The organism is Kitasatospora sp. NPDC089797, from assembly GCF_040684795.1.
In the GTDB taxonomy this organism is placed as follows: Bacteria; Actinomycetota; Actinomycetes; order Streptomycetales; family Streptomycetaceae; genus Kitasatospora.
On sequence record NZ_JBFBGS010000050.1, the window covers coordinates 1 to 20425 of the forward strand.

Here is a 20425-nt window from a genome sequence, read left to right on the forward strand (position 1 = left end):
CGCCGAACGCGGTGGCCAGGGTGTCGAAGGCGCTCTTCGCGGTGGAGATGCCGATGATGTCGGCGTCGTGCAGGGTCTTGATGTCCATCGGCTACCCGGCCCCCTGCCCGCGCCGTTCGGCTGTCCGCGGTATCGCCTCGGGATCCGCCATGTCCGTCCCCCCGTTGTTCGGCCCCGGGGCACTACCCGGTTCCGTGATCGTTTGACGTCACATCGTAATGGATCACGAATGAGCAGAACGGGGCCGAGGGCGGAAGCAGGACCCGGAGCCGAAAGGCCTTCGGGCGCCGACCGGGTGGCCGGCGCCCGGAGGTGCGCTCAGTGGGCAGGGGACGGCACGGGCGCCGTCAGGTCCGGAGCGGTGTCACCGGCGGGGTGCCGGTCAGAGGAGCTGGAAGGTCCACTGCTGCTTCCAGTCGTCCTTGCAGGTCCAGACGCCGAGCTGCTTGAAGTCGGAGTCGTGGGCGAGGCAGTTGTCGTCGTCGATCTGCACCCGGTACTTGCCGCCGCCGAGGCTGACGAACTGCCACTTCTGGTTGGGGGTGCCGCCCCACGCCTGCTGCTCGGCGACGTAGGTGTCGGGGTTCTCGGTGAGGTTGTACCCGAGGTCATTGACGATCCGGTAGCGGTCCCCGCCCAGCGGCTTGATCGTCCAGGTGGAGCCCTTGTAGCCCAGGATCCCCCCGACGATCGGCGAACCCCAACTGGCGGTCTCGTTGGGCGCGGTCGCCCCCAGTCCGTTGGCGAGCTTCAGGAACAGCGGCCGCTCGGTCGGGACGTCGGCGCCGCCGCCGGTCGGCGGGGTGGTCGGCTTGGGCTTCGGGTCCGGCTTCGGCTTCGGGTCGGGCTTCGAGGGGTTGGTCGGGTCGCCCGGCGTGATCACGCCGCCGGAGGCGGACTCCAGCACCCACTCCTGCTGCCAGCCCGACTTGCACGTCCACACACCGAGCTGCTTGAAGTCGGAGTCGTAGGCGAGGCAGTCGTCCGCGGAGATCCGGATCTGGTACTTGCCGTTGCCGACCGGGACGAGCTGCCACTTCTGCTGGTCGGAGTTGCTCCACTGCTGGAGTTCGGCCATGTAGTTGCCGCTCTCGGTGAGGTCCAGCCCGTAGGAGCTGGTGATCCGGTAGCGGCCGCCGCCCAGCGGGTTGAGCTTCCACTTGGACTCGTTGCCGCCGCGGACCCCGGCGACCACCGAGGCGCCGGCGGAGCCGTTGACCGGGACGGCGCCCAGTCCGTCGTCGAGCTTGAGGGTGACGTCGGCACCGTTCCCGCCGCCACCGGGCGTGGGCGGGTTGGTGGTCGGCGGGGTGCCGCCCCAGGCCCAGTTCTGGTTCGGCGCGTCGCGCTTGTCCTCGGAGCCGCAGGACCAGCCCACCACCGGGCTGCCGTTGCCGGTCTGGCCGCTGAAGTCGTCGATGCAGACGTCCTTGGACCGGTCGTCCTGGTCCACCAGGTGCCGGAAGCCGCCGCTCGCCGACATGTTCCAGCGCTGCCCGGGGTTGTCCAGGCAGTCCCAGACCTGGAGCTTGGTCCCGTTCGCGGTGTTGTTGCCCGGCAGGTCGAGGCACTTGCCGTTGGCCGCCTGGAGCCGGTACCCGTTGTACGTCCACTTCTGCGCGTCGCCGCCGTTGCACTCCCACATCTGCACGGGGGTGCCGTTCGCGGTGCCGTTGCCGCTGACGTCCAGACAGGCGTGGTAGCCGGGGCGGCTGGAGTCGGGGGTCAGGCTGCCGGTCCTGGTGCCGTAGCCGGACCGGCCGGGGAAGTGGATGGTGCGCACGTCACCGTCGCACTTGTAGGGCCGCGCGGTACCGGACCGGCAGGTCCACGACTCCTTCTTGACGCTGTCGCCGTCGTTGCCGACGAACGCCCAGTTCATGTATCCGCCGTCGGTCCGGTTGCGGAACGTCGAATCGCCCTGGAAGACCCAGATCCGGAACACGTCGTACCCGGACGGATCCTTCTTGTCCTTGTCCAGGAAATGCTTGAGCTTGTAGGTGGTGTCGAGCAGCATCCCCTTCATGTCGGCCTTGTACTCGCCCTTGAACCACTCGGTGTCGTACAGGTCGGTGCCCACCGTCTTGTACACCATGACGTTGAACCCGGGGAACTTCTGGCTCAACCTCGTCGCGGTGTCCTGGGTGAACTGCGCATTGTCCAGCTTGTTGTTGTTCGCGGCGTCGCGGAAGCCCCTGATCATGTCGAAGGCCGAATTGATCAACGAGGTCATGCAGTTGCCACCGCCCACGGAGGCCGGGGTACCGCAGGTGGTGTCCACGGGCGGGGCCGCCGACGCCGTCGGGGCCTGCACGGTCAGGCCGGAGACCATGGCGGCTGCGGCAACTCCGCATGCCAGGGCGCTTTTCAGGCGGAACCAGGGTTTCATGTCAGATCCATCTCTCTACTCGGCAAAGATGGATCGTAGGGTCCAGAATCCTCCGTCCCGCCTCCCCTGACGGAATCCATATGACCGGGCCGGGATTTCTGTCGGCCTTTTACGTCCTCCCGGCCCGGACCCATTTCGATTGAACCGGAAAGCCGGGATATCCGTTTCCCCGTCCGAACGACCCGCCCCGACGGCCCACCTCAACCCCGACGGCCCCCCTCAACCCCGACGACCCGCCCCCTCGGCACCGCCTCACACGTCGGTGCCGCCTCCCGCCCGGCGGGCGCGCTCACGCCGGCGGGCGGCGGCCCGGGCGAGGTAGTCGTGGTGCTCCTGGGCGTGGTCGGGCGGCAGGTGCGGGGCGTCGGGGCTCGTGGTGGCGAAGAACTGCGCGAGTGCCTCGTTCGAGCCGGTGGCCGGCCCGGCGGAGCGGGCGAACATCTCCGCCTCGTGGGCGGCGACCGCCTCGTCAAGTGCACTGCTCTGCCCGGGTGTTGAACTCCCACCACGGGCCAGTGCCACACCCACCGCGAGGGCGAGCTCCGCCCCGTCGAGCATCGCGAGGTTGGCGCCGTGCCCACCGAACGGCGCCATCAGGTGGGCCGCGTCGCCGATCAGCGTCACCCCCGGGACGTGCCCCCAGGCGAGCGGCGCGGGCAGGGCCCAGAACGAACGCGGCACGTAGTCGGCGTCGCTGTCGGCGATCACCGCGCGCAGGGACGGGGACCAGTGGGCGAACGTCCCGGCCAGGTGCGCGCGGACGCTCTCCCGGTCGGTGAGGTCGACGCCCGCCGCGACGTGCCAGTCCCGCACGGCGCGGAACGCGAGGTAGCCGCGGACCACCCGGTCGGCGTTGCGCTGGAGGATCACCGCCCGGCCGTCGTTGTCGTTGGCGAACAGGTGGCCGTCGCCGATGGTCCCGGCCAGTTCGGGGTGGCGGGTGTCGACGTCGTCGAACCGGACGTCGAGGAAGCTCACCCCCAGGTACTCCGGGGCCGCGTCGGTGACCAGGGGGCGGATCGTCGACCACGCCCCGTCGGCACCGATGAGCAGGTCCGCCCGTACGACGGCGCCGTTCGCGAACTCCAGGCGGTGCGCGCCGCGCTCCAGCGGGGTCGCCCGGACGAGCCGGTGCCCCCAGCGGACGGTGCCGGGGCGCACGTGGTCGTGGAGCAGGCGACGCAGTCGGCCGCGGTCGATCTCGGGGGCGGCCGTGTCGCCGGGTGCGGGAGCGAACCGGGCGAGGACGGTGCCCTGGTGGTCGGTGCGGGTCATGGCCCGGCCTTCGGGCCGGGCCTGCGCCAGGAAGGCCTCCGTCAACCCGGCGTCGGCCAGGGCGATCTGGCCCGTGTCGGCGTGCAGGTCGAGCGTTCCGCCCGGGTCGCGGGAGTCCACGGCGGTGTCGCCGTCGTACACGGCGACCTCGATGCCCTGGAGCTGCAGGACACGGGCGCAGGTCAGTCCGGCGGGCCCGCCGCCGACTATGCAGATCCGGGGTGTGCTGGTGGTCATCAGGACCCTCTCCTCCGGTGTTCGGACACGACGAGGCGGGTACGGCACCCGCACTCTCGAAAGGTGTAACTGCTCAAAAAGCGTAACAGATCAACTTTCTAATTCGCTTCATCAAAGCGGTACAGTGTCCGGGTGACCGAAACCGGGCGCCGCGAGCGCAAGAAGGCAGCCACCCGCCAGGCCCTGGCGGACGCCGCGCTGCGCCTGTTCCTGGAGCGCGGCTACGACGACGTCGGGGTGCGCGAGATCGCCGATACGGCCGACGTCTCGGTGACCACGCTGTTCAAGCACTTCCCCGACGGCAAGGAGGAGCTGGTCTTCGACCAGGACCTCGACCGCGAGGCGTCGCTGGTCGCCGCGGTCCGCGAGCGCCCCGCCGGACTCTCCGTCCCGCAGGCCCTGCACCGGCTGTTCCTGGAGGACGGCTCCCGCCGGGTTCGCACCGACCCCCGGTTCCCCGACTTCCTCCGCCTGGTGGACAGCACCCCGGCGCTACGCGAGTACGCCCGCCGCATGTGGCTGCGCCACGAGGAGGCCCTCACCCGGGTGATCGCCGAGGACGCCGGCCTGCCCTCCGGCGACCCCGGCTGCCGCGCGCTGGCCCACTTCGCCCTCGAAGCCACCACCCTGGCCCTCGGGGCCCCGGACCCGGAGGCCGCCCTCGCCCGGATCTTCGCCCTGCTCGACAGCGGCTGGACCGGTACGGCCGCGCCCACGGACTGACCCGCCCCTACCCCACCCGGCCCGGCCCCGGCCTGGCGCCCGCCCCAAGCCCGCGGACGACGCGCCCACCCGTACCGGGCTACCCGTCCGTGCGCAGGCCCAGCCGACCGGCCAGCGCCCGCTCCCCCACCGGGGTCAACCGCAGCGCACGGCCACGCGGCGCGCGAGTGACCCACCCGGCAGCGGTGAAGGCGTCGAACAGCTCCGCCCCGAGCCGCCCCGCCAGATGGTGCCGCTGCTCGGTCCAGTCCAGGCAGAAGCGCAGCAGCGGGCGCCGCTGGTCGTCCACCAGGCGATCCTCGGGCACTCCGAGTGCGGTCAGCACCGGTACGGCTGCCGGGCCGAGCCGGTACGGATGCTCGGCACCGGCCACCGACCGGGTCGTCCCGCCGGACTCCGGAGCAGCCACGAGCGCCGTCCCATCCGCCGGGGCCAGCGCACCGCTGCTCAGCAGGGCCTCCGTGAGCGCCACCCCGAGCCGACCGGCGGTGTGGTCGAAACAGAGCCGCCCCCGGCGCAGCGCCTCGTTGCGGTGTCCGGCCCGGAGCGTCCGCGGCGCCGCCAGCGGCGGGGCGAACGCGGCCAGGCCCTCCATCAGTTCGGCGATCCGACGGTCGGCGAGCTCGTAGTAGCGGTTGCGCCCCTCCGGTCGGACGGTGATCAGCCCGGCCCGGGCGAGCCGGCTCAGCTGGGCGCTGGCGGCCTGGGGCGTGACGCCCGCGTGCTCGGCCAACTCGCCCGCGCGCAGGCCGCGTCCGCCGGCGAGCGCCATCAGGATGCGCGCACGGGTGCCGTTGGCGAACAGGGCGGCCACGCGGGCGATGTCCGGCTCACCGGCGCGCTCGGGCGGAGTGGTCATCCGGCCATTGTGGACCGGGAACGCTTCCACCTGCGTGGAAGCGGATCGCCACCACCATCGGGGCATGAACGAGACGGGTCGGAACACCCAGCCCCGGAGCACGCAGGCCCGGGACGCCCAACCCCGGACCGCGCAGGCCCGGGGCACCCAGCCCCGCAACAGGGCCGCCCGCGCCGGGGAGGTCCGGGACGGTGGGGTGCCCGCGGCGCCCGCGCCGTCCCGTGCCCGGCTGCACCGGAGGGTGCTGGCGGCGACCGGGGTCAGCTACGTGATCGTCCTGCTGGACGCGTCGATCGTGAACGTCGCCCTGAACGGCATCTCCGGCAGCCTCGGTACCGGAGTCGACGGGCTGCAGTGGGTGGTGAACGCCTACACGCTCGCGTTCGCCGCGCTGCTGCTGAGCGGCGGCACCCTCGCTGACCGCTGGGGCGCCCAACGGGCCTACCTGGCGGGACTGTCGTTGTTCACCGCGGCCTCGGCCGGCTGCGGGCTGGCGACCGGGCTCCCGCTGCTGGCGGCAGGGCGGGTGGTGCAGGGCGCCGGCGCGGCCGTCCTCGTCCCGGCCGCCCTCAAGCTGATCGACCGAGCGCATCCGGAGCCGGCGGCGCGGGCCCGGGCGATCGGGATCTGGATGTCGTCGGGTGGGGTGGCGATGGCCGCGGGGCCGGTGATCGGCGGCACGCTGATCTCCTGGCTCGGCTGGCGCGCCGTCTTCTTCGTCAACCTGCCCGTCGGGCTCGCCGGGGTGTGGCTGGCCCGGCGGCTCACCGCCCAACCGCCCCGACCCGGCCGAGCCTCCCGACCGGACCGACCCACCCGATCAACCCGACCACCCCGATCAACCCGACCCGACCGACCGGACCGATCGCCCCACCCGCTGCCGCAACGCCTGGACCTGGTCGGCCAGTTGACGGCCGTCGTGGCGCTGGGCCTGCCGATCGCGGTCCTCATCCAGGGCCGTGACTGGAGCGCGCCACTCGTGGGCGCGGCCGTCGCGGTGTCCGCCGCGGCCGTGGCGGCCTTCCTCCGCACCGAGGCGCGCGGCCCGGACCCGATGCTGCCGCTGTCGCTGTTCCGCAGCCGGGTCTTCGCGGCCTCCACCGTGGTCTCCGCGACCTCGGCCCTGGTCTTCTACGGCCTGCTGTTCGTCTGCGGCCTCTACTTCCAACAGGTGCGGGGCTATTCACCGGTCCGGGCCGGGCTGGCGATGCTGCCGCTGACCGCGACCGTCGCCGTCGGGGGCTTCGGCTCCGCCCGGGTGGCACGGCTGCTCGGCCCGCGCTGGTCGATGGGTACGGCCTTCGGCGCCTACGCAGTCGGGGCCCTGGGGCTGTTGGGCGCCTCCCGTACCTCGCCGTACTGGACGGCGCTCGCACCCATGGTGCTGATCGGGCTGGCGGGCGGATTCATCTCCCCGGCGGCCACCGCACCGGCCCTGGGCACCGTCGACACGTCCCGGGCGGGCGTCGCCGCAGCCGTTCTCAACACCGCCCGGCAGTCCGGATCGGCGGTCGGCGTCGCCGCCTTCGGCACACTGGTGACGATCGCCCAGCCCTTCACCCGGGGGCTGCACGCGGTGCTGTGCCTGATCGCTCTCGCGGCCACGGCCGCCGCGGCCCTGTGGACGTACACCTTCCGGACGGCCACGCCGTCCCCACCGGCCATGCCCACCCCACCGACCGCCACGCCCCGACCGACCGCGGCGACCCCACCCGCCCGGCGTTCGCCCGCCTGACCGCAGGCCGCGACCACCCTCGCCACACCCCCGCAGCCGCCGAAAAGAGCACGTCAAAGGCCCGGCCGGCGCCGCCGGACCGGGCTTGACGCCCATTCGCCCTTCCACCACCCTTCCACTAATCGAATAGTGAAAGGGTACTTTGCTCATGCCCGCAGCCCTCTCCCCGCGCACCCCGCCCCACCAGCCCCACCCGGCACCGGCGCGCCTCCACCGACCAGCGTTCCCGGCCCGGCTCCCCCTCGCGGTCCGCGCAGTCCGCGCAGTCCGCCCGCTGCGCGCCGCCCGCCTCCCGCACCACCCCGCCGTGCTGGCCTGGGGCCTGGCCGCCGGCTTCGCCGCGCTCTACACCTGCGTCGCCGTCAACCGGCACCGACGCGGCCTCAGCAAGGCCTACGACCTGGGCATCTTCGAGCAGGCCGTCCGGGCGTACGCCCACGGCCGGGCCCCGATCGTGCCGCTCAAGGGCCCCGGCTACGACCTGCTGGGCGACCACTTCCACCCGCTGATCGCCGTGCTCGCCCCCGCCTACCGGGCCTTCCCCAGTCCACTCACCCTGGTCGTCGCCCAGGCACTGCTGATGGCCCTGGCCGTCGCCCCGCTCACCCGCTGGGCCCACCAGGTCGCCGGCCCGCGGGTCGCGCTGCTCATCGGCTGTGCCACCGGGGCCTCCTGGGGCATCGTCCGGGCCGCGGCCGACGACTTCCACGAGATCGCGTTCGCCGTCCCGCTGCTCGCCTTCGCCGCCACCGCGCTCGGCCGACGCCGGCCGCTCGCCGCCGCCCTGTGGTCGCTGCCGCTGCTGCTGGTCAAGGAGGACCTGGGGCTGACGGTGGCAGCCGTCGGCCTGCTGATCGCCTGGCAGGCCCGCCAGGACCGGCGCGCCCCGTGGCCCGGACTCGCCCTCGCCGTCCTCGGCGTCGCCGCGACCGCGCTCACCCTGCTGGTCGTCCTGCCGGCCTTCAACCCGCACGGCGGGTTCGACTACTGGCAGCAGTTGGGCGGCGGCGGACACTCCGCGTCCTGGGCCTCGGCCTGGACCGTGCCGCTGCGGCTCGGGTGGCCGCCGGTCAAGTGGCTGCTGCTGTTCCTGCTCGCCGCCACCGCGGGCTTCCTCGGCCTGCGCTCACCGCTCGCCCTGCTCTGCGCGCCCACCCTGGCCTGGCGGCTGCTCTCGACCAACCCGCACTACTGGGGCGTCAGTTACCACTACAGCGCGGTCCTGATGCCGATCCTGGTCGCCGCCCTGATCGACGCCGTACGCCGCGCCGGTGCGGGGCGGCCCACCGCAGACACTCCGCAGCGGCCCACCGCCGAAACCCCGCGCCGGCCCGCCGCCGACACCCCGCACCGACCCACCCCCCGAGCGGCCCGACGGGCGCTCGCCGCGACGGCCCTGGTGACGGTCGTGACGCTGCCGCTCTACCCGCTGCACGAGGTGGTGATGCCCGAGGCGTGGAGCACCTCCCCTCGACTCACCGAGACCCGGACGATGCTCCGCCTGATACCCGACGACGCGACCGTGGCCGCCTCCAACCGCCTGGCCGCCCAGCTCACCAGCCGGACGGAGGTCACCCTGGTCTGCCAGGAGCCGGTCGGCCCCGGCCCGGAGTGGGTGGCGGTCGACCTCCGCGATCCCAGTGTCCAGTCCCCGTGCGCCACCGCCGCCACGGCCCGGATTCTCGCGGAGTACCGGAGTCACGGCTACCACCAGTTGGTCGACCGGGACGGCCTGCTCCTGCTCAAACGCCCCTGACCCGTCCACCAGCCCCCGGTCAGCGCCCGGTCAGCCCCGGGTCGCGCTTGACCAGCGCGCCGCCGTGGGCCACCATTCCACTATTGAACTAGTGAAAGGCCGCAAGTGGCGTGATCGAGTACCGCATCGATCGGCGCAGCGGCGTCTCCACGTACCAGCAGATCGTGCAGCAGACCAAGCAGGCACTGCGGCTCGGCCTGCTGCAACCCGGGGACAAGCTGCCGACCGCCCGTGAGGTGGTCGAACTGACCGCGATCAACCCCAACACCGTGCTCAAGGCCTATCGCGAGCTCGAACGTGAGGGGCTGGTCGAGCCGCGCCCCGGGCTGGGCACCTTCGTCCGGCGTTCGCTCGCCCGGCCTGAGGCGGCGGCCGACGGGCCGCTGCGCGCGGACCTGGTCGGCTGGGTGGACCAGGCCCGGGAGGCCGGACTGGAGCGTGAGGACATCGCCGCACTGATGGCCTCCGTACTGGAACAGCGCTTCGAGACCGGGGTCCTCCCGGGCACAGCGGACTGACCGGCGCACAGGGGCCACCCCGACTCCGGAGGCCCGGGAAACCCCGACTCCGGAGGCCCGGGAAACCCCGACTCCGGGGCCCGGGAAACCAGGCCCGGGAAACCGGGACCGGGACCGGGGAGCCCCGGAAGACCAGGACCGTCGACGCCGCATCCGGCACCACCGAAGTCAGCACCACCGAAGTCAGCAACACCGAAGTCAGCGACACCGAACCGAGCGCCACCCCGGGGTCCACCCCGGCCGCGCAAGAACAGTGGGGGGACCGGGTGAACGACCCGACAACCGTGGCTCCGGCGCTGGAGGCCGTCGGACTCGGCAGGCAGTACCGGGGCGGCTGGGCCCTGCGGGGCTGCGACTTCACCGTACCGACCGGACGGATCTGCGGAGTGGTCGGCCCCAACGGCGCCGGCAAGAGCACCCTGCTCGCCCTCGCCGCCCGGCAACTCGACGCCACCGAGGGCGAGTTGCGGGTGTTCGGCAAGGCGACCGGGACGCCGGACGAGCACTCCCGAGTCTCCTACGTGGCCCAGGAGAAGCCGCTCTACCCCGGCCTCACCGTCGCCGAGACCCTGCGGATGGGCCGCGAGCTCAATCCGGTCTGGGACCAGGAGGCGGCGCAACAAATCGTCGATCAGGGCGAGTTGCGACCCCGGCAGCGGATCGGATCGCTGTCCGGTGGCCAGCGCACCCGGGTCTCGCTGGCCCTCGCCCTCGGCAAGGTCCCCGAACTGCTGCTGCTGGACGAGCCGATGGCCGACCTCGACCCGCTCGCCCGGCACCAGCTCATGGGCACCCTGATGTCGGCCGCCGCCGAGCGGGGCACGACGATCGTGGTGTCCTCGCACATCCTCCCCGAGCTGGACGGCGTCATCGACCACCTGCTGCTCGTCCAGGGCGGGCGGATCCGGCTGTCCGGCGACCTGGAGGAGATCCTGGAGGGCCACCGACTGCTCAGCGGGCCCGCCGGCGGCGCCGACCTCCCGCCCGAGCTGGTGGTCGAGCAGCGGATCGGCGGCCGCCGGGCGACCGCCCTGGTCCGCACCGGGGAACCGCTGGACGGCCCCTGGGAGAGCGAACGCCCCAGCCTGGACGAGCTGTTGCTCGGCTACCTCCGCTCACCCGCCGACCTCCCCCGGACCGCCATCCCGGCGAACGACGAGAAGGCAGCATGAGCACGAACCTCCTGACCGAGCCCGCGAAGCCCGCCGCCGCCCCGACGCCGCAGAAGCGCTCCGCGACCCCCCGGCTGCGCGGCCTGATCTGGCTGTCGCTCCGTCAGAACCGTTTCCTGCTGTGGGTGTTGTCGGCGCTGACGGTCCTGGTCGCGGCCAACATCGCCTGGGTCCACGTCGCCTCCCAGCACATCGTGGGCGTGCTGCGCAGGACGGGCTGCTACGGCCCCGGGGCCATCGGCGGCAGCCGGTGCTGGACGTTCCTGGCGCCGATCAACGAGCCGACCTTCTGGTTCGCCTCCGTGCTGCAGCCCGTGGTCACCGCCGTGCCACTGCTGGTCGGCGTGTTCATCGGCGCACCGCTGCTGGCCCAGGAGTACGAGCGCGGCACGATCCGACTGATCCGCGCCCAGTCCGTCAGCCCGGCCCGCTGGCTGACCGCCCGCCTCGTGGTGCCCGGCCTGGCCGTCCTGGCCGTGTCCGGCGTGCTCGCCGCTCTGATGACCTGGGTGTGGTGGACGGACCTCGTGCACGGGCCGAGCTCCTTCGACCCGCCGTTCCAGTTCTTCACCTACCCGGCGCTCGGACTGGCGCCGGTCGCCTGGTCCCTGTTCGCCCTCGTCCTGGGCGTCCTGGTCGGCCGGCTGGTGCGCCGCACCCTGCCCGCGATGTTCCTCACCGGCGCGCTGGTCGCGACCACCCACGGGCTGATCCGCTGGGCCCGCCCCTTCTTCCACTCCACCGTCGACGTGGTGGTCCCCCTCAACGCCCTCCAGCCCATGAACGCCTGGCTGGTCGACACCAAGACGGTGCTCGCCGACGGCAGCCGGGTCGGCACCGATGCGTGCTTCTACGGCCCCCGGTGCGACGGCGCCACCGGCACCTGGCTCAGCTACCACCCCGCCGGGGACCTCGTGCCGATCCAACTCGTCGAGACCGGGATCCTGTTGGCCCTCACCGCGGTCACCCTCGCGGCCGTCTTCCGCCTGGTCCGCCGGTAGGACGGCGGACGGCCGCCACCTGCGCCGCACTTGACGAAAGGTTGACCTGTTCACGGCAGATAGTTGACTCCGGACGCCCCTATGGTCGGCCCATGCCCTCACAGCCCATCAGGCCCACCGCGCTACCGGTCCTGCCCTACCGCAAGCCCACCCGCGGCCGGGACTACTGGGTCCTGGACAACGTCCTGCCGGACCCGGACGCCGTCCGCGAGCGCGTCCTGGCCCGCGGCGACTGGACGGAGGGCTACCCGCACCGCCCCGAGACCTGGCCCGGCCTGCGCACCATGCCGGGCCTGGAACCCGACGAGCTGGCGAGGGTCGAGAGCCAGGTCCGCAAGGCCACCGGCGCCTCCCGGCTCTGGGTGCAGAGCACCCCGGGCGGCGGCACGCTCAACCACAACTGCGTCCAGGTCGTCGGCGCCGGGGAGTCGGAGTCCCGCCCCCACACCGACTCCCGTGCGCTCTGCCGCTACGCCGCCGTGCTCTACCTCAGCCCGGGCGCCCCCAAGGACGCCGGCACCAGCTTCTACCGCCAGCAGTTCCCCGGCGGCCGGCTCGGCGGCAACCTGGTCAACGCCCCGCACAACAACCTGGTCGAGGCGCTCGGCACCCGCCACGTCCCCGTCGACCACTTCACCGAGGACGTCCGCGTCCCCAACCGCTACAACCAGCTGCTGCTCTACCACGCCAACCTGATCCACAGCGCCACCGACTACTACGGCGCCGAGCTGGCGGACCGGCGGATGACCGCCGTGTTCTTCTGGATGGCCTGACCGGGCACCCGCCCGACGGGCACCCATCCGCCGGGCACCCATCCGCCGGGCTGACGACCCGTCCGCCGGACCGACGACCCGTCGCCCGCCCGCTCCCACCACCGGCCGGGATTCGGACCGATCACCGGTGGGGACGCTCGCCGCATGACCCCCGACGCCGTACCCCCCACCGAGACGGTCCGCCCCGACTGGGCCGGGATCGACCGCCTGCCGACCCTCGACCTGCTCCGGCTGATGAACGCCGAGGACCGCACCGTCCCCGCCGCCGTCGCCGGGGAGCTGCCCCGGATCGCCGCCGTGGTCGACGCCGTGGCCACCCGGATGGCACGCGGCGGCCGACTGGTCTACGCCGGGGCGGGCACCGCCGGACGGCTCGGAGTGCTGGACGCCGCCGAGTGCCCGCCCACCTTCGGCACCGATCCCGCACTGGTCGTCGGCCTGATCGCGGGCGGCCGGACGGCCGTGACGGAGGCCGCCGAGGGCGCCGAGGACCGCACCGACCTGGCCGAGGCCGACGTCGCGGCGCTCGGGCTCACCCCGGCCGACACCCTGGTCGGCGTCTCCGCCTCGGGCCGCACCCCGTACCCGCTGGCCGCGGTCCGCGCCGCCCGGGCGGGCGGGGCGCTGACCGTCGGGCTGGCGTGCAACCGGGGCTCGGCCCTGGTGGCGGCGGCGGACCTGGGGATCGAGGTGGAGGTCGGCCCGGAGGTCCTGGCCGGGTCCACCCGGCTCAAGGCGGGCACCGCGCAGAAGCTGGTGCTCAACATGCTCTCCACGGCCGTGATGGTCCACCTCGGCCGGACGTACGGAAATCTGATGGTCGATCTGCGGGTCACCAACGCCAAGCTCCGCGAACGGGCCCGCCGGATCGTCGCCGAGGCCACCGGCGCCGACCGGGAGGCGGTCGGCCGCGCCCTCGGCGCCACCGACGGCCGGACCAAGGACGCGATCCTGGTCCTGCTGGCCGACGTGGACGCCCCCACCGCCGCCCGCCTCCTCACCGCCTCGGCCGGACGGCTGCGCGAGGCGCTCGAACTCGCCCGGCGCTGACCGGACCCGACGTCGCACCCCGGCCGCGCCACGGCAGGCCCCGGCCCGGCCGCGCCACAGCAGACCCCGGCCGGATCCGCCCCGCCCCGCTAGCCGAGCCGCAGGTCCGCCGACGCCACGACCTCCCCCAGCCGCGGGAAGTCCAGTTCCACCGACGCCCGGTGCTCCGCCTCCGTCAGCCCGGTCATCGCGTCCTCGACGAACACCAGCCGGTAGCCGTGGTCGCCGGCCGCGCGGGCGCTGGACTCCACGCCGAGGTTGGTGGCGATCCCGGTGAACACCAGCGTCTCCACGCCGCGGGCCCGGAGCAGTCCGTCCAGCCCGGTGCCCTGGAAGGCGCCGATGGTGCGCTTCACCACGACCTCGTCGGCCGCCGCCGCGACCTCGGCCACCAGCTCGCTGCCGGGCGGCTGTTCGGCGACACCGGGTCGCTCGACCCGGACCGCGACGACCGGGGCGCCCGCGGCACGGAAGTCCCCGGCGAGGCGCAGCGAGGCCGCCACCACGTCCGGGCCGGTGTGCGGGGCAAGGTCGTAGCCGACGATCCGGTCCATCAGGTCGATCAGGACCAGGGCCGTGGTGCGGGGATCAAGGGTGGTCATGGCGCTCACGCTAGCCCATCCCCCGCCACGCCCGGCCGCTCCCCTGCCACCGCCGCCGTAGCCCTCGGCCACGCCCGACCGCTCCCCCGCCGCGCCCATCGGATCGACGACACCCTCCGCAGGGCCACACCGGAACCGGTCCGTTCCGGACGAACTCCGTGGCCGCACCGCCGGGCCGGAGCTGCCGACCGGATCCGCCGGACCGGCCCTCGGCGACCTGCGGGCCGGCGGTCTCGCCGCCGGGCGGAGCACCGGGGCGGCACCGGGCGCCGGCGGGCTGCTCTGCGGCGGCGGCAGCGCCGGCCTGGCCGCCACCCTCCCCGCCCTCCGGCACCACGACCAGCACGTACCAGCGCGTACCGGCGCCACGACCTGCGCACTCCGGCACCACGACCAGCGCGCCCCGGCGCCACGACCAGCGCGCCCCGCCCCCGGAGGCGCCCCGGCCACCACCTCCGGAGGCGCCCCGCCGCGATCTCCCCTGACGTGAATCCGCCGTTCCGCGTCCCGGGCCATTGACCGCCCACCCCACCCGACGGTTGGCTCACCCCGAGCCGGCCGCCGGGGAGTTCGACACCGCAGCAGCCCTCGACGCCACCGGGCGTCACCGTCGAGGCGGTCCGGCCGTTCCCAGGGGAGGGACCACCAGATGACCAGCCCGCACACCGCCGCGCGCCTGCTGCGCGCCGCCTGCGCCGTCGGCGCGGCCGCCGCCCTCGCGCTCACCAGCACCCAGGCGGCCCAGGCCGACAGCCGCCACCGGCCCGGCACCGAACGGGTGTCCGTCGGACTGGGCGGCGCCCAGCCCGACGGCGCCTCGCAGGCCGAAGGCCTGAGTGCCGACGGCCGCTACGCCGTGTTCACCTCGAGTGCCACCAACCTGGTGCCCGGCGACACCAACGGCAAGAGCGACGTCTTCGTCCGCGACCTGCGCACCGGCAGCACCGAGCGGGTCGACACCGGCCCGAACGGCGTGCAGGCCGACGGCGACGCCCTCTCGGCCGCCATCAGCGGCAACGGCCGCTACGTGACCTTCAGCTCCTACGCCACCAACCTGGTGCCGGGCGCCAACCTGGGCTTCGAGGACGTCTACGTGCACGACCGCTGGACCGGCCGGACCACCCTGGTCTCCGTCGGCGAGGAGCCGGGGCAGCCGCAGCAGGGCAAGTTCTCCGACCACCCCTCGATCAGCCGGGACGGCCGCTACATCGCCTTCCAGTCCAACCGCGCCGACCTCGCCCCCGGCACCGTCACCTGGCAGGGCGCCAACATCTACGTCCACGACCTGCGGACCGGCGAGAACCGCCTGGTCAGCATCGGCGCCGACGGCAAGGAGGCGAACGGCTCCTCCGCCTCCCCGGTGATCAGTGCCGACGGCGGTTCCGTCGCCTTCATCTCCAAGGCGAGCAACATCATCGGTGCCGACAAGCCCGGCGCGCTCTCTCCGGAGGCGGTCCGGCAGCTGACCGCCGGATCCGGCCGGGAGCCCGACGACCGGTTCGGCCTCGGCTCCGCCGCGGAGTCCCCGACCGCCGGCGACCAGCCCCAGTTGCTCAAGCCGCGCCTCTACCCGCTGTACGTCCGCGACCTGCGCGCCGAGGAGACCACCCTGGGCACCCCGGACGGCCAGGGCGGCTGGCGCGGCGGGGACTCCGCCTCGCTCAGCCCGGACGGCCGCTACCTGGTCTTCTCGACCTGGGTGCAGCACGGCGACGGCTGGGCCGACCGGCACTTCGAGGTGTACGTCCGGGACTTGGAGGAGGGCACCGAGACCCTGGTCAGCGTCGGCCTGCCGGGGACGAAGACCACCGGCGACTCCTTCAACGGCCGGATGACCGCCGACCACCGCTGGGTGTACTTCGACTCCACGGCCGCCAACCTGGTGCCCGGTGACACCAAGACCGCCTCCGACGTCTTCCGGCGCGACCTGTGGACCGGCCGCACCGAGCGGATCAGCCTGGCGCCGGACGGCTCGGAGTCGGCCGGCGCCGCCTACGCCCCGTACGTGGACGCCCGGGGCACCACCGTGGTGTTCACCTCGGAGGACGGCACCCTCGTCCCGGGCGACACCAACAAGGCCTCCGACGTCTTCCTCCGCCACCTGCCCGAGCACTGACCCACCGAACAGGCACCGCACCGCACCGCCCCGGGCTAGGGCAGGGCGGGCAGCGCGTACCCCAACTGGGAGACCACCGACCACAGTTGGTCCGCCAGCGTGGCCGCGGCGGCGACCGCCCCGACGAACAGCTCGGGCGTGGCCGCCGCCGCGGCCAGTCCGCCCTTGGCGACCGCGCCCAGCCCCGCCACCACCCCCGCGCCCGCCGCCGCCCAGACCCCCAGGGCCAGCAGCCCCACCACGCCCAGCCCGGCCAGGAACAGTTCCCCCTCGGGGGTGAACAGCCGCCGGTCACGCTCGATGGACACCGCCAACTCGGGTACCAGCGTGGGCCCGAGCGGCCCCGGCCGCCGGCGGGCCCGGATCAGGTTCAGCATCGCCTCCCGGATCCGGTCCGGCAGCTGCACCGCCCGCAGCGGCACCCGGTGGATGTGGTAGAGCACCAGCCCGTCGTAGCCCGGACGCCCCGGCTCCGGTCTCGGGTGGTCGCGGAACTCGGCCCGGTCGGTGGGCCAGTAGCAGATCCAGTCGACGTACGTCTCCCCGTTGAGCTCGGTCACGTTGACCGGCATCGGCAGGATCTTCAGCCCGGCCCCGAGCCGCCAGTCGGTGCCGGCCGCGACGACCGTGTACGGCAGCTGCTTGACGGCGGTGCGCTGCATGACGACCAGCCGGTTCTCGATCAGCCGGGCGCACGGGTCCCGCAACACCGCGATCTTTCCCTGGAGTTCACGGTAGGTGTCGAGGGCGCCGTCCTCGGTGCCGACCTCCAGCGCCTCCATCCGCAGTTCGGGGACGTGGTTCTGGAGGCCGAGCAGGTCGGGCTTGAGCGCGCCGCCGGGGGTGAGCTCGCGGACCGCCCTGACCAGTTTCACCGCCGGGGTGCTCCGGTCCTTGAGCATTCGCTTGATCGCGTCGACCTTGGCCGTCGGATAGGTGTTGCGCAGGTCCTCCGAGAGCACCTGGAGCACCATCCGCAGCACCGGGTCCTGCGGTTGGGCGGTGAGCCGCCCGTACGGCAGCGCCTCCTCGGGGTGGAGCCGGTCCCGGCGCGGGGTGCCCCACCACTCGGCGATCCGGTCCAGCTGGAAGGTCACCCAGGTCGCACCGGGCCGGGCGTCGAAGTCCGCCCCGAAGTGGTGGCGCACCCACAGCTCGGCGGCCAGGTACTCGAAGACCGTCGGCGGTTCCGCGCGCGCCTTGCCCAGCAGCAGGCAGGTGTCGGAGTCCCTGAGGAAACTCACGCGATGTCCTTCAACGGGCTGCTCACCGCGATGTCCGTGCCCGAGGTGGGCGTGTACTCGTTCCATTCGGCGATCAGCGTGCCCCGGTGGCCCGGGCGGCGGACCGGGAACGGGGTCAGGGTGCCGTCGTGCCGCTGGGTCAGTCCGGCCAGCAGCAGGTGGGTGTCGTCCGGCACCCGTACCACCCGGGCGGTCTCCTGGATCCGCCGGTCGTCGTACTCGTCCACCACGACCACGCTGCCCGGGTCGAAGCCCGCGCTGGAGGCGACCGGCACCAGGACGGGCCCTCCCCCGGCGGCCGGTGCGACCACGGCCGCGCAGGTGGTCACCACCTCGCCCTCCAGCAGCAGTGAGCTGCTGCCGGGGTTGGCCGGCGGGATGCCCGGGTAGTTCCGGTCGTCGTAGGCGGCGATCTCCCGGGCGATGGTCAGGTACGGGTGGTCGGTCGGCAGTTGGGCGCCCCGGTAGCCGCCCTCGGCGAACCGCACCCAGGCCTCCTCCCAGCCCTTGCGCACGGTGAGCACCACCCGGGCGCTGCCCGCCCGCAGGAAGGCCTGCCGGTTGGCGTCGGGGTGCTGGATCCGGCTGACGAAGGGCCAGGCGGCGGGTGCGTCCCAGAAGTAGGAGTAGAGGAAGGTGACCACGTTCTCCCACTCGATGGCCTGGTTGACGAAGGCCACCTCCGCCTCGTGCCCGAGCAGCGTCGACCAGGCCGCGGCGCTCACCCCGAGCGCCCCGGTGTCGTCGCCGGGGAAGCCCGCGCCGTGCCGCAGCCGGTCGGCGTCGCCGCCGACCGAGGCCTTGACGGCGTCCACCACCTCCGCCGGCATCAGGTGGTAGTCCACGCCGAGCAGGAAGCGCAGCACGCCCTTCATGATCTCGTCGCTCTCCTCCCGCCGCAGCGTGAGGGTGTCCACGCCGTTGAGGCGCTCGCGCAGTGCGGCGGCGCGGGCGGCGAGGTCCTGCTGTTCGGCGTAGTACTTGGTCTGGGCGGCGTTGAACAGGGCGGCCCAGACGTCGTTCTGCCACTGCCGGCGTGCCTCGTCGGTGGGTTCGACGACGGCGGTCAGGCTGAGCCAGGTCTGCCGGTTGTTGACCAGGTGGAAGCTGACCGTGCAGGGCCCGCCGGCGTGCGCCAGCAGGGCGCCGTTGGCCGGGTCGGCGAGGTCGACCGGGCCGTGGGTGCCGAACGGCTCGTTCCACTCGGGGATGCTGCTGCCGAGCACCTTGAGGTTGTAGTGGTAGTCGCCGGTGCGGCTCTCCGAGGTGAACTGGAAGACCAGGTTCTTGATCCAGTAGCGGTCCGGGACGTTGAGCGGCGGTGCGTCGAAGATGCCGGCGCCGTCGTTGTTCGGCGCGGTGACGTTGACGTGGATGTCCGGGTGCGCGCCGGGGGCGAGCGGCACCGCGGCGCCGTACCGCTCGGCGAGCACCAGGTAGTGCGGCTGGTTCTCCCCGGCGCGGACCTCCTCGGTGATGTCGGAGTGCGGGACCTCGAACTGGAACGGGCCCAACTTCGATTCCAGCGCCGCGAGTTCGGCGTAGGACTGGCGCAGTGCGCCGGCCGGCTCGGGGATCGCCAGGTCGTAGGTCAGCCGCAGCCCGGAGCGGTAGAGCCGCACCCGCCACTTGCGCATCATGCTGAAGTAGTCGATCCGGACCGGGTCGGTGGGACTGGCGTTCTTCAGGGTCCGGGTGGTGGTCTCGGCGGAGCCGGTCACCGTGGTGGTGGTGATGGTGGTCTTGTGCTCCTGCTTGGTGCGCGCCGAGGCCTTCTGGGTGATCGTGGTCGCGTGCTTGCGGCTGTCGGTGGCGGACTGCGAGTCCGCGCTCTGGCTGGTCATCCCGGAGGTGGCCGAGCCGGAGATCAGCGGGATGCCGCCGGAGACGGTGCCGGTGACGTTGAACTGGTTGCTGTGCTGGAGCTGGCTGCTGGTGGACTGGGCGAGCTCGGTGTTGTCGGTGACGCCGGTCTCGCTGACGTTCTCCAGCGAGTCGGTGACGATCGAGCTGAACTCCTTGGAGGTGACGGACCACTCCTTCTGGGTGACGGCCGTCTCCTCCAGCGGCGCGAGCGGGACGGTGGCGACGAGTTCGCCGCGCTCGATCCCGGCCGGGGCCATCTCCAGGCGCTCCAGGTTCATCATGCCGATCGGTTCGACGGCCGCGTTGTGGTCGTAGGCGGCGTTCGCCGCGGCGGCCCGCGCGGCCCGGGCCGGACCCTCGACGCCGGTGTCCGCCCGGCGCAACTGCTCCAGCGCACCGCCCAGTTCGCGCAGCGCGGGCCCGTCCGCGGCGGCCAGCACGGCGGCCCGCAGCAGTCGGTCGCCGGGGGCGGCGGCGGAGGCGGCGAGCAGCTCCCAGGGCAGTCCGGCCGTCAACCGGTCGCGCAGCGCGGCCACTTCGCCCGGCCGCGGGTCGAGCCCGCGCAGATAGGCGTGCCGGACGAAGCCCGCCCCGTGCGGCGGCCCGTCGACCTTCAGCGGGACGAGGGTGGCCTTGGCGATGCTGCGGGCCGCGTGCCCGAGCACGGGCGACTGCGGCGCGCCGCCCGGCCACCCCGCTGCGGCCGGCGCCCCGGACGCTCCCGGGACGTGGCCGGCCGTGTGATCGCTGCCGTGGCCCACGACGTGATCGGTCATGACGCTCCCCCCTTGATCCTTCTGCTGCCCGCCCCCTACCCGGCGCCGCACCGGGGACGCACCGCGCACGAACGGCGCGCGGAGCGCCGGAAGGGGTGCGGTGGTGCGGATCAGCGGACGATCCCGCCGCACGCCCCACCCCCGGAACACGCGCCCCCGCCCCCGATCCGCACGCCCCACCCGCCCCACAGACCCGCGTCAAGCGAACTCTTGCCCCGGGCAAGCTTCCTGACGTGTCGTCAACTATTCACCACGCCCCGTCTGCCCGGACGGATCCCACCGATGGTGGCATGGACATCACCACCCGGCCTCCCGCGCCGGGCCCGTGACAGG

General features: G+C 73.4%; 16 protein-coding genes. 10 read left to right on the top strand and 6 right to left on the bottom strand.

What is annotated here, in order from left to right; genetic code table 11:
• Positions 1 to 206 (top strand): hypothetical protein (locus tag AB0O91_RS31915; RefSeq protein ID WP_363440589.1); only part of this gene is annotated, 206 nt, incomplete at its 5' end.
• Between the two features lie 176 nt (positions 207 to 382).
• Here the strand turns inward: AB0O91_RS31915 and AB0O91_RS31920 are convergent.
• The gene (locus tag AB0O91_RS31920; RefSeq protein WP_363440592.1) at positions 383 to 2233 is read right to left on the bottom strand and encodes an RICIN domain-containing protein; all 1851 of its coding nucleotides are present in this window, start codon (positions 2231 to 2233) and stop codon (positions 383 to 385) included.
• A 408-nt stretch (positions 2234 to 2641) separates the two neighbouring features.
• A complete protein-coding gene (locus tag AB0O91_RS31925; protein WP_363440595.1) occupies positions 2642 to 3901 on the bottom strand; it encodes an NAD(P)/FAD-dependent oxidoreductase in 1260 nt (419 codons plus the stop codon).
• Positions 3902 to 4033: 132 nt separating this feature from the next.
• Between AB0O91_RS31925 and AB0O91_RS31930 the strand changes: the two genes are divergently transcribed.
• A complete protein-coding gene (locus AB0O91_RS31930) occupies positions 4034 to 4624 on the top strand; it encodes a helix-turn-helix domain-containing protein (protein ID WP_363440598.1) in 591 nt (196 codons plus the stop codon).
• Positions 4625 to 4703: 79 nt separating this feature from the next.
• Here AB0O91_RS31930 and AB0O91_RS31935 read toward each other — a convergent pair whose 3' ends face one another.
• Complete coding sequence (locus AB0O91_RS31935; RefSeq protein WP_363440601.1) at positions 4704 to 5483, bottom strand: metalloregulator ArsR/SmtB family transcription factor; 780 nt, start codon at positions 5481 to 5483, stop codon at positions 4704 to 4706.
• Positions 5484 to 5547: 64 nt separating this feature from the next.
• Between AB0O91_RS31935 and AB0O91_RS31940 the strand changes: the two genes are divergently transcribed.
• From AB0O91_RS31940 to murQ, 7 genes are all read left to right on the top strand, one after another.
• Positions 5548 to 7218: an MFS transporter gene (locus AB0O91_RS31940; protein WP_363440609.1), complete on the top strand. Its 1671-nt coding sequence runs from the start codon at positions 5548 to 5550 to the stop codon at positions 7216 to 7218.
• Between the two features lie 148 nt (positions 7219 to 7366).
• Positions 7367 to 8974 (top strand): DUF2079 domain-containing protein, encoded by a 1608-nt coding sequence (locus AB0O91_RS31945; protein WP_363440612.1) that lies wholly within the window; start codon positions 7367 to 7369, stop codon positions 8972 to 8974.
• A gap of 110 nt (positions 8975 to 9084) precedes the next feature.
• Positions 9085 to 9492, top strand: coding sequence for a GntR family transcriptional regulator (locus tag AB0O91_RS31950; protein WP_363440615.1), 408 nt, complete (start codon positions 9085 to 9087; stop codon positions 9490 to 9492).
• A gap of 266 nt (positions 9493 to 9758) precedes the next feature.
• The gene (locus tag AB0O91_RS31955) at positions 9759 to 10664 is read left to right on the top strand and encodes an ABC transporter ATP-binding protein (RefSeq protein ID WP_363440618.1); all 906 of its coding nucleotides are present in this window, start codon (positions 9759 to 9761) and stop codon (positions 10662 to 10664) included.
• Positions 10661 to 11665 (top strand): hypothetical protein, encoded by a 1005-nt coding sequence (locus AB0O91_RS31960; protein ID WP_363440621.1) that lies wholly within the window; start codon positions 10661 to 10663, stop codon positions 11663 to 11665. The genes AB0O91_RS31955 and AB0O91_RS31960 overlap by 4 nt, the downstream gene beginning before the upstream one ends.
• A 92-nt stretch (positions 11666 to 11757) precedes the next feature.
• Positions 11758 to 12438 (top strand): DUF6445 family protein, encoded by a 681-nt coding sequence (locus tag AB0O91_RS31965; protein ID WP_363440624.1) that lies wholly within the window; start codon positions 11758 to 11760, stop codon positions 12436 to 12438.
• 144 nt (positions 12439 to 12582) lie between these two features.
• A complete protein-coding gene (gene murQ, locus AB0O91_RS31970; RefSeq protein ID WP_363440627.1) occupies positions 12583 to 13488 on the top strand; it encodes an N-acetylmuramic acid 6-phosphate etherase in 906 nt (301 codons plus the stop codon).
• A gap of 89 nt (positions 13489 to 13577) precedes the next feature.
• Here the strand turns inward: murQ and AB0O91_RS31975 are convergent, their stop codons facing one another.
• Positions 13578 to 14090, bottom strand: coding sequence for an isochorismatase family protein (locus tag AB0O91_RS31975; protein ID WP_363440630.1), 513 nt, complete (start codon positions 14088 to 14090; stop codon positions 13578 to 13580).
• A gap of 649 nt (positions 14091 to 14739) precedes the next feature.
• On the opposite strand from AB0O91_RS31975, the gene AB0O91_RS31980 reads away from it, so the two are divergent.
• Entirely contained in the window at positions 14740 to 16206 is a 1467-nt protein-coding gene (locus AB0O91_RS31980; protein ID WP_363440633.1) for a hypothetical protein, read from the top strand.
• Positions 16207 to 16241: 35 nt separating this feature from the next.
• Here the strand turns inward: AB0O91_RS31980 and AB0O91_RS31985 are convergent, their stop codons facing one another.
• Positions 16242 to 17450: a hypothetical protein gene (locus AB0O91_RS31985; protein ID WP_363440636.1), complete on the bottom strand. Its 1209-nt coding sequence runs from the start codon at positions 17448 to 17450 to the stop codon at positions 16242 to 16244.
• Entirely contained in the window at positions 17447 to 20092 is a 2646-nt protein-coding gene (locus AB0O91_RS31990; protein WP_363440639.1) for a hypothetical protein, read from the bottom strand. The genes AB0O91_RS31985 and AB0O91_RS31990 overlap by 4 nt, the downstream gene beginning before the upstream one ends.
• Between the last annotated feature and the right edge of the window lie 333 nt (positions 20093 to 20425).

Bases quoted from the DNA above. Each gene is read 5' to 3' on its own strand.
- AB0O91_RS31920 (WP_363440592.1), bottom strand. From the start codon at position 2,233: ATGACCTCGTTGATCAATTCGGCCTTCGACATGATCAGGGGCTTCCGC.
- AB0O91_RS31925 (WP_363440595.1), bottom strand. From the start codon at position 3,901: ATGACCACCAGCACACCCCGGATCTGCATAGTCGGCGGCGGGCCCGCC.
- AB0O91_RS31935 (WP_363440601.1), bottom strand. From the start codon at position 5,483: ATGACCACTCCGCCCGAGCGCGCCGGTGAGCCGGACATCGCCCGCGTG.
- AB0O91_RS31940 (WP_363440609.1), top strand. From the start codon at position 5,548: ATGAACGAGACGGGTCGGAACACCCAGCCCCGGAGCACGCAGGCCCGG.
- AB0O91_RS31945 (WP_363440612.1), top strand. From the start codon at position 7,367: ATGCCCGCAGCCCTCTCCCCGCGCACCCCGCCCCACCAGCCCCACCCG.
- AB0O91_RS31960 (WP_363440621.1), top strand. From the start codon at position 10,661: ATGAGCACGAACCTCCTGACCGAGCCCGCGAAGCCCGCCGCCGCCCCG.
- AB0O91_RS31965 (WP_363440624.1), top strand. From the start codon at position 11,758: ATGCCCTCACAGCCCATCAGGCCCACCGCGCTACCGGTCCTGCCCTAC.
- murQ (WP_363440627.1), top strand. From the start codon at position 12,583: ATGACCCCCGACGCCGTACCCCCCACCGAGACGGTCCGCCCCGACTGG.
- AB0O91_RS31975 (WP_363440630.1), bottom strand. From the start codon at position 14,090: ATGACCACCCTTGATCCCCGCACCACGGCCCTGGTCCTGATCGACCTG.
- AB0O91_RS31980 (WP_363440633.1), top strand. From the start codon at position 14,740: ATGACCAGCCCGCACACCGCCGCGCGCCTGCTGCGCGCCGCCTGCGCC.
- AB0O91_RS31990 (WP_363440639.1), bottom strand. From the start codon at position 20,092: ATGACCGATCACGTCGTGGGCCACGGCAGCGATCACACGGCCGGCCAC.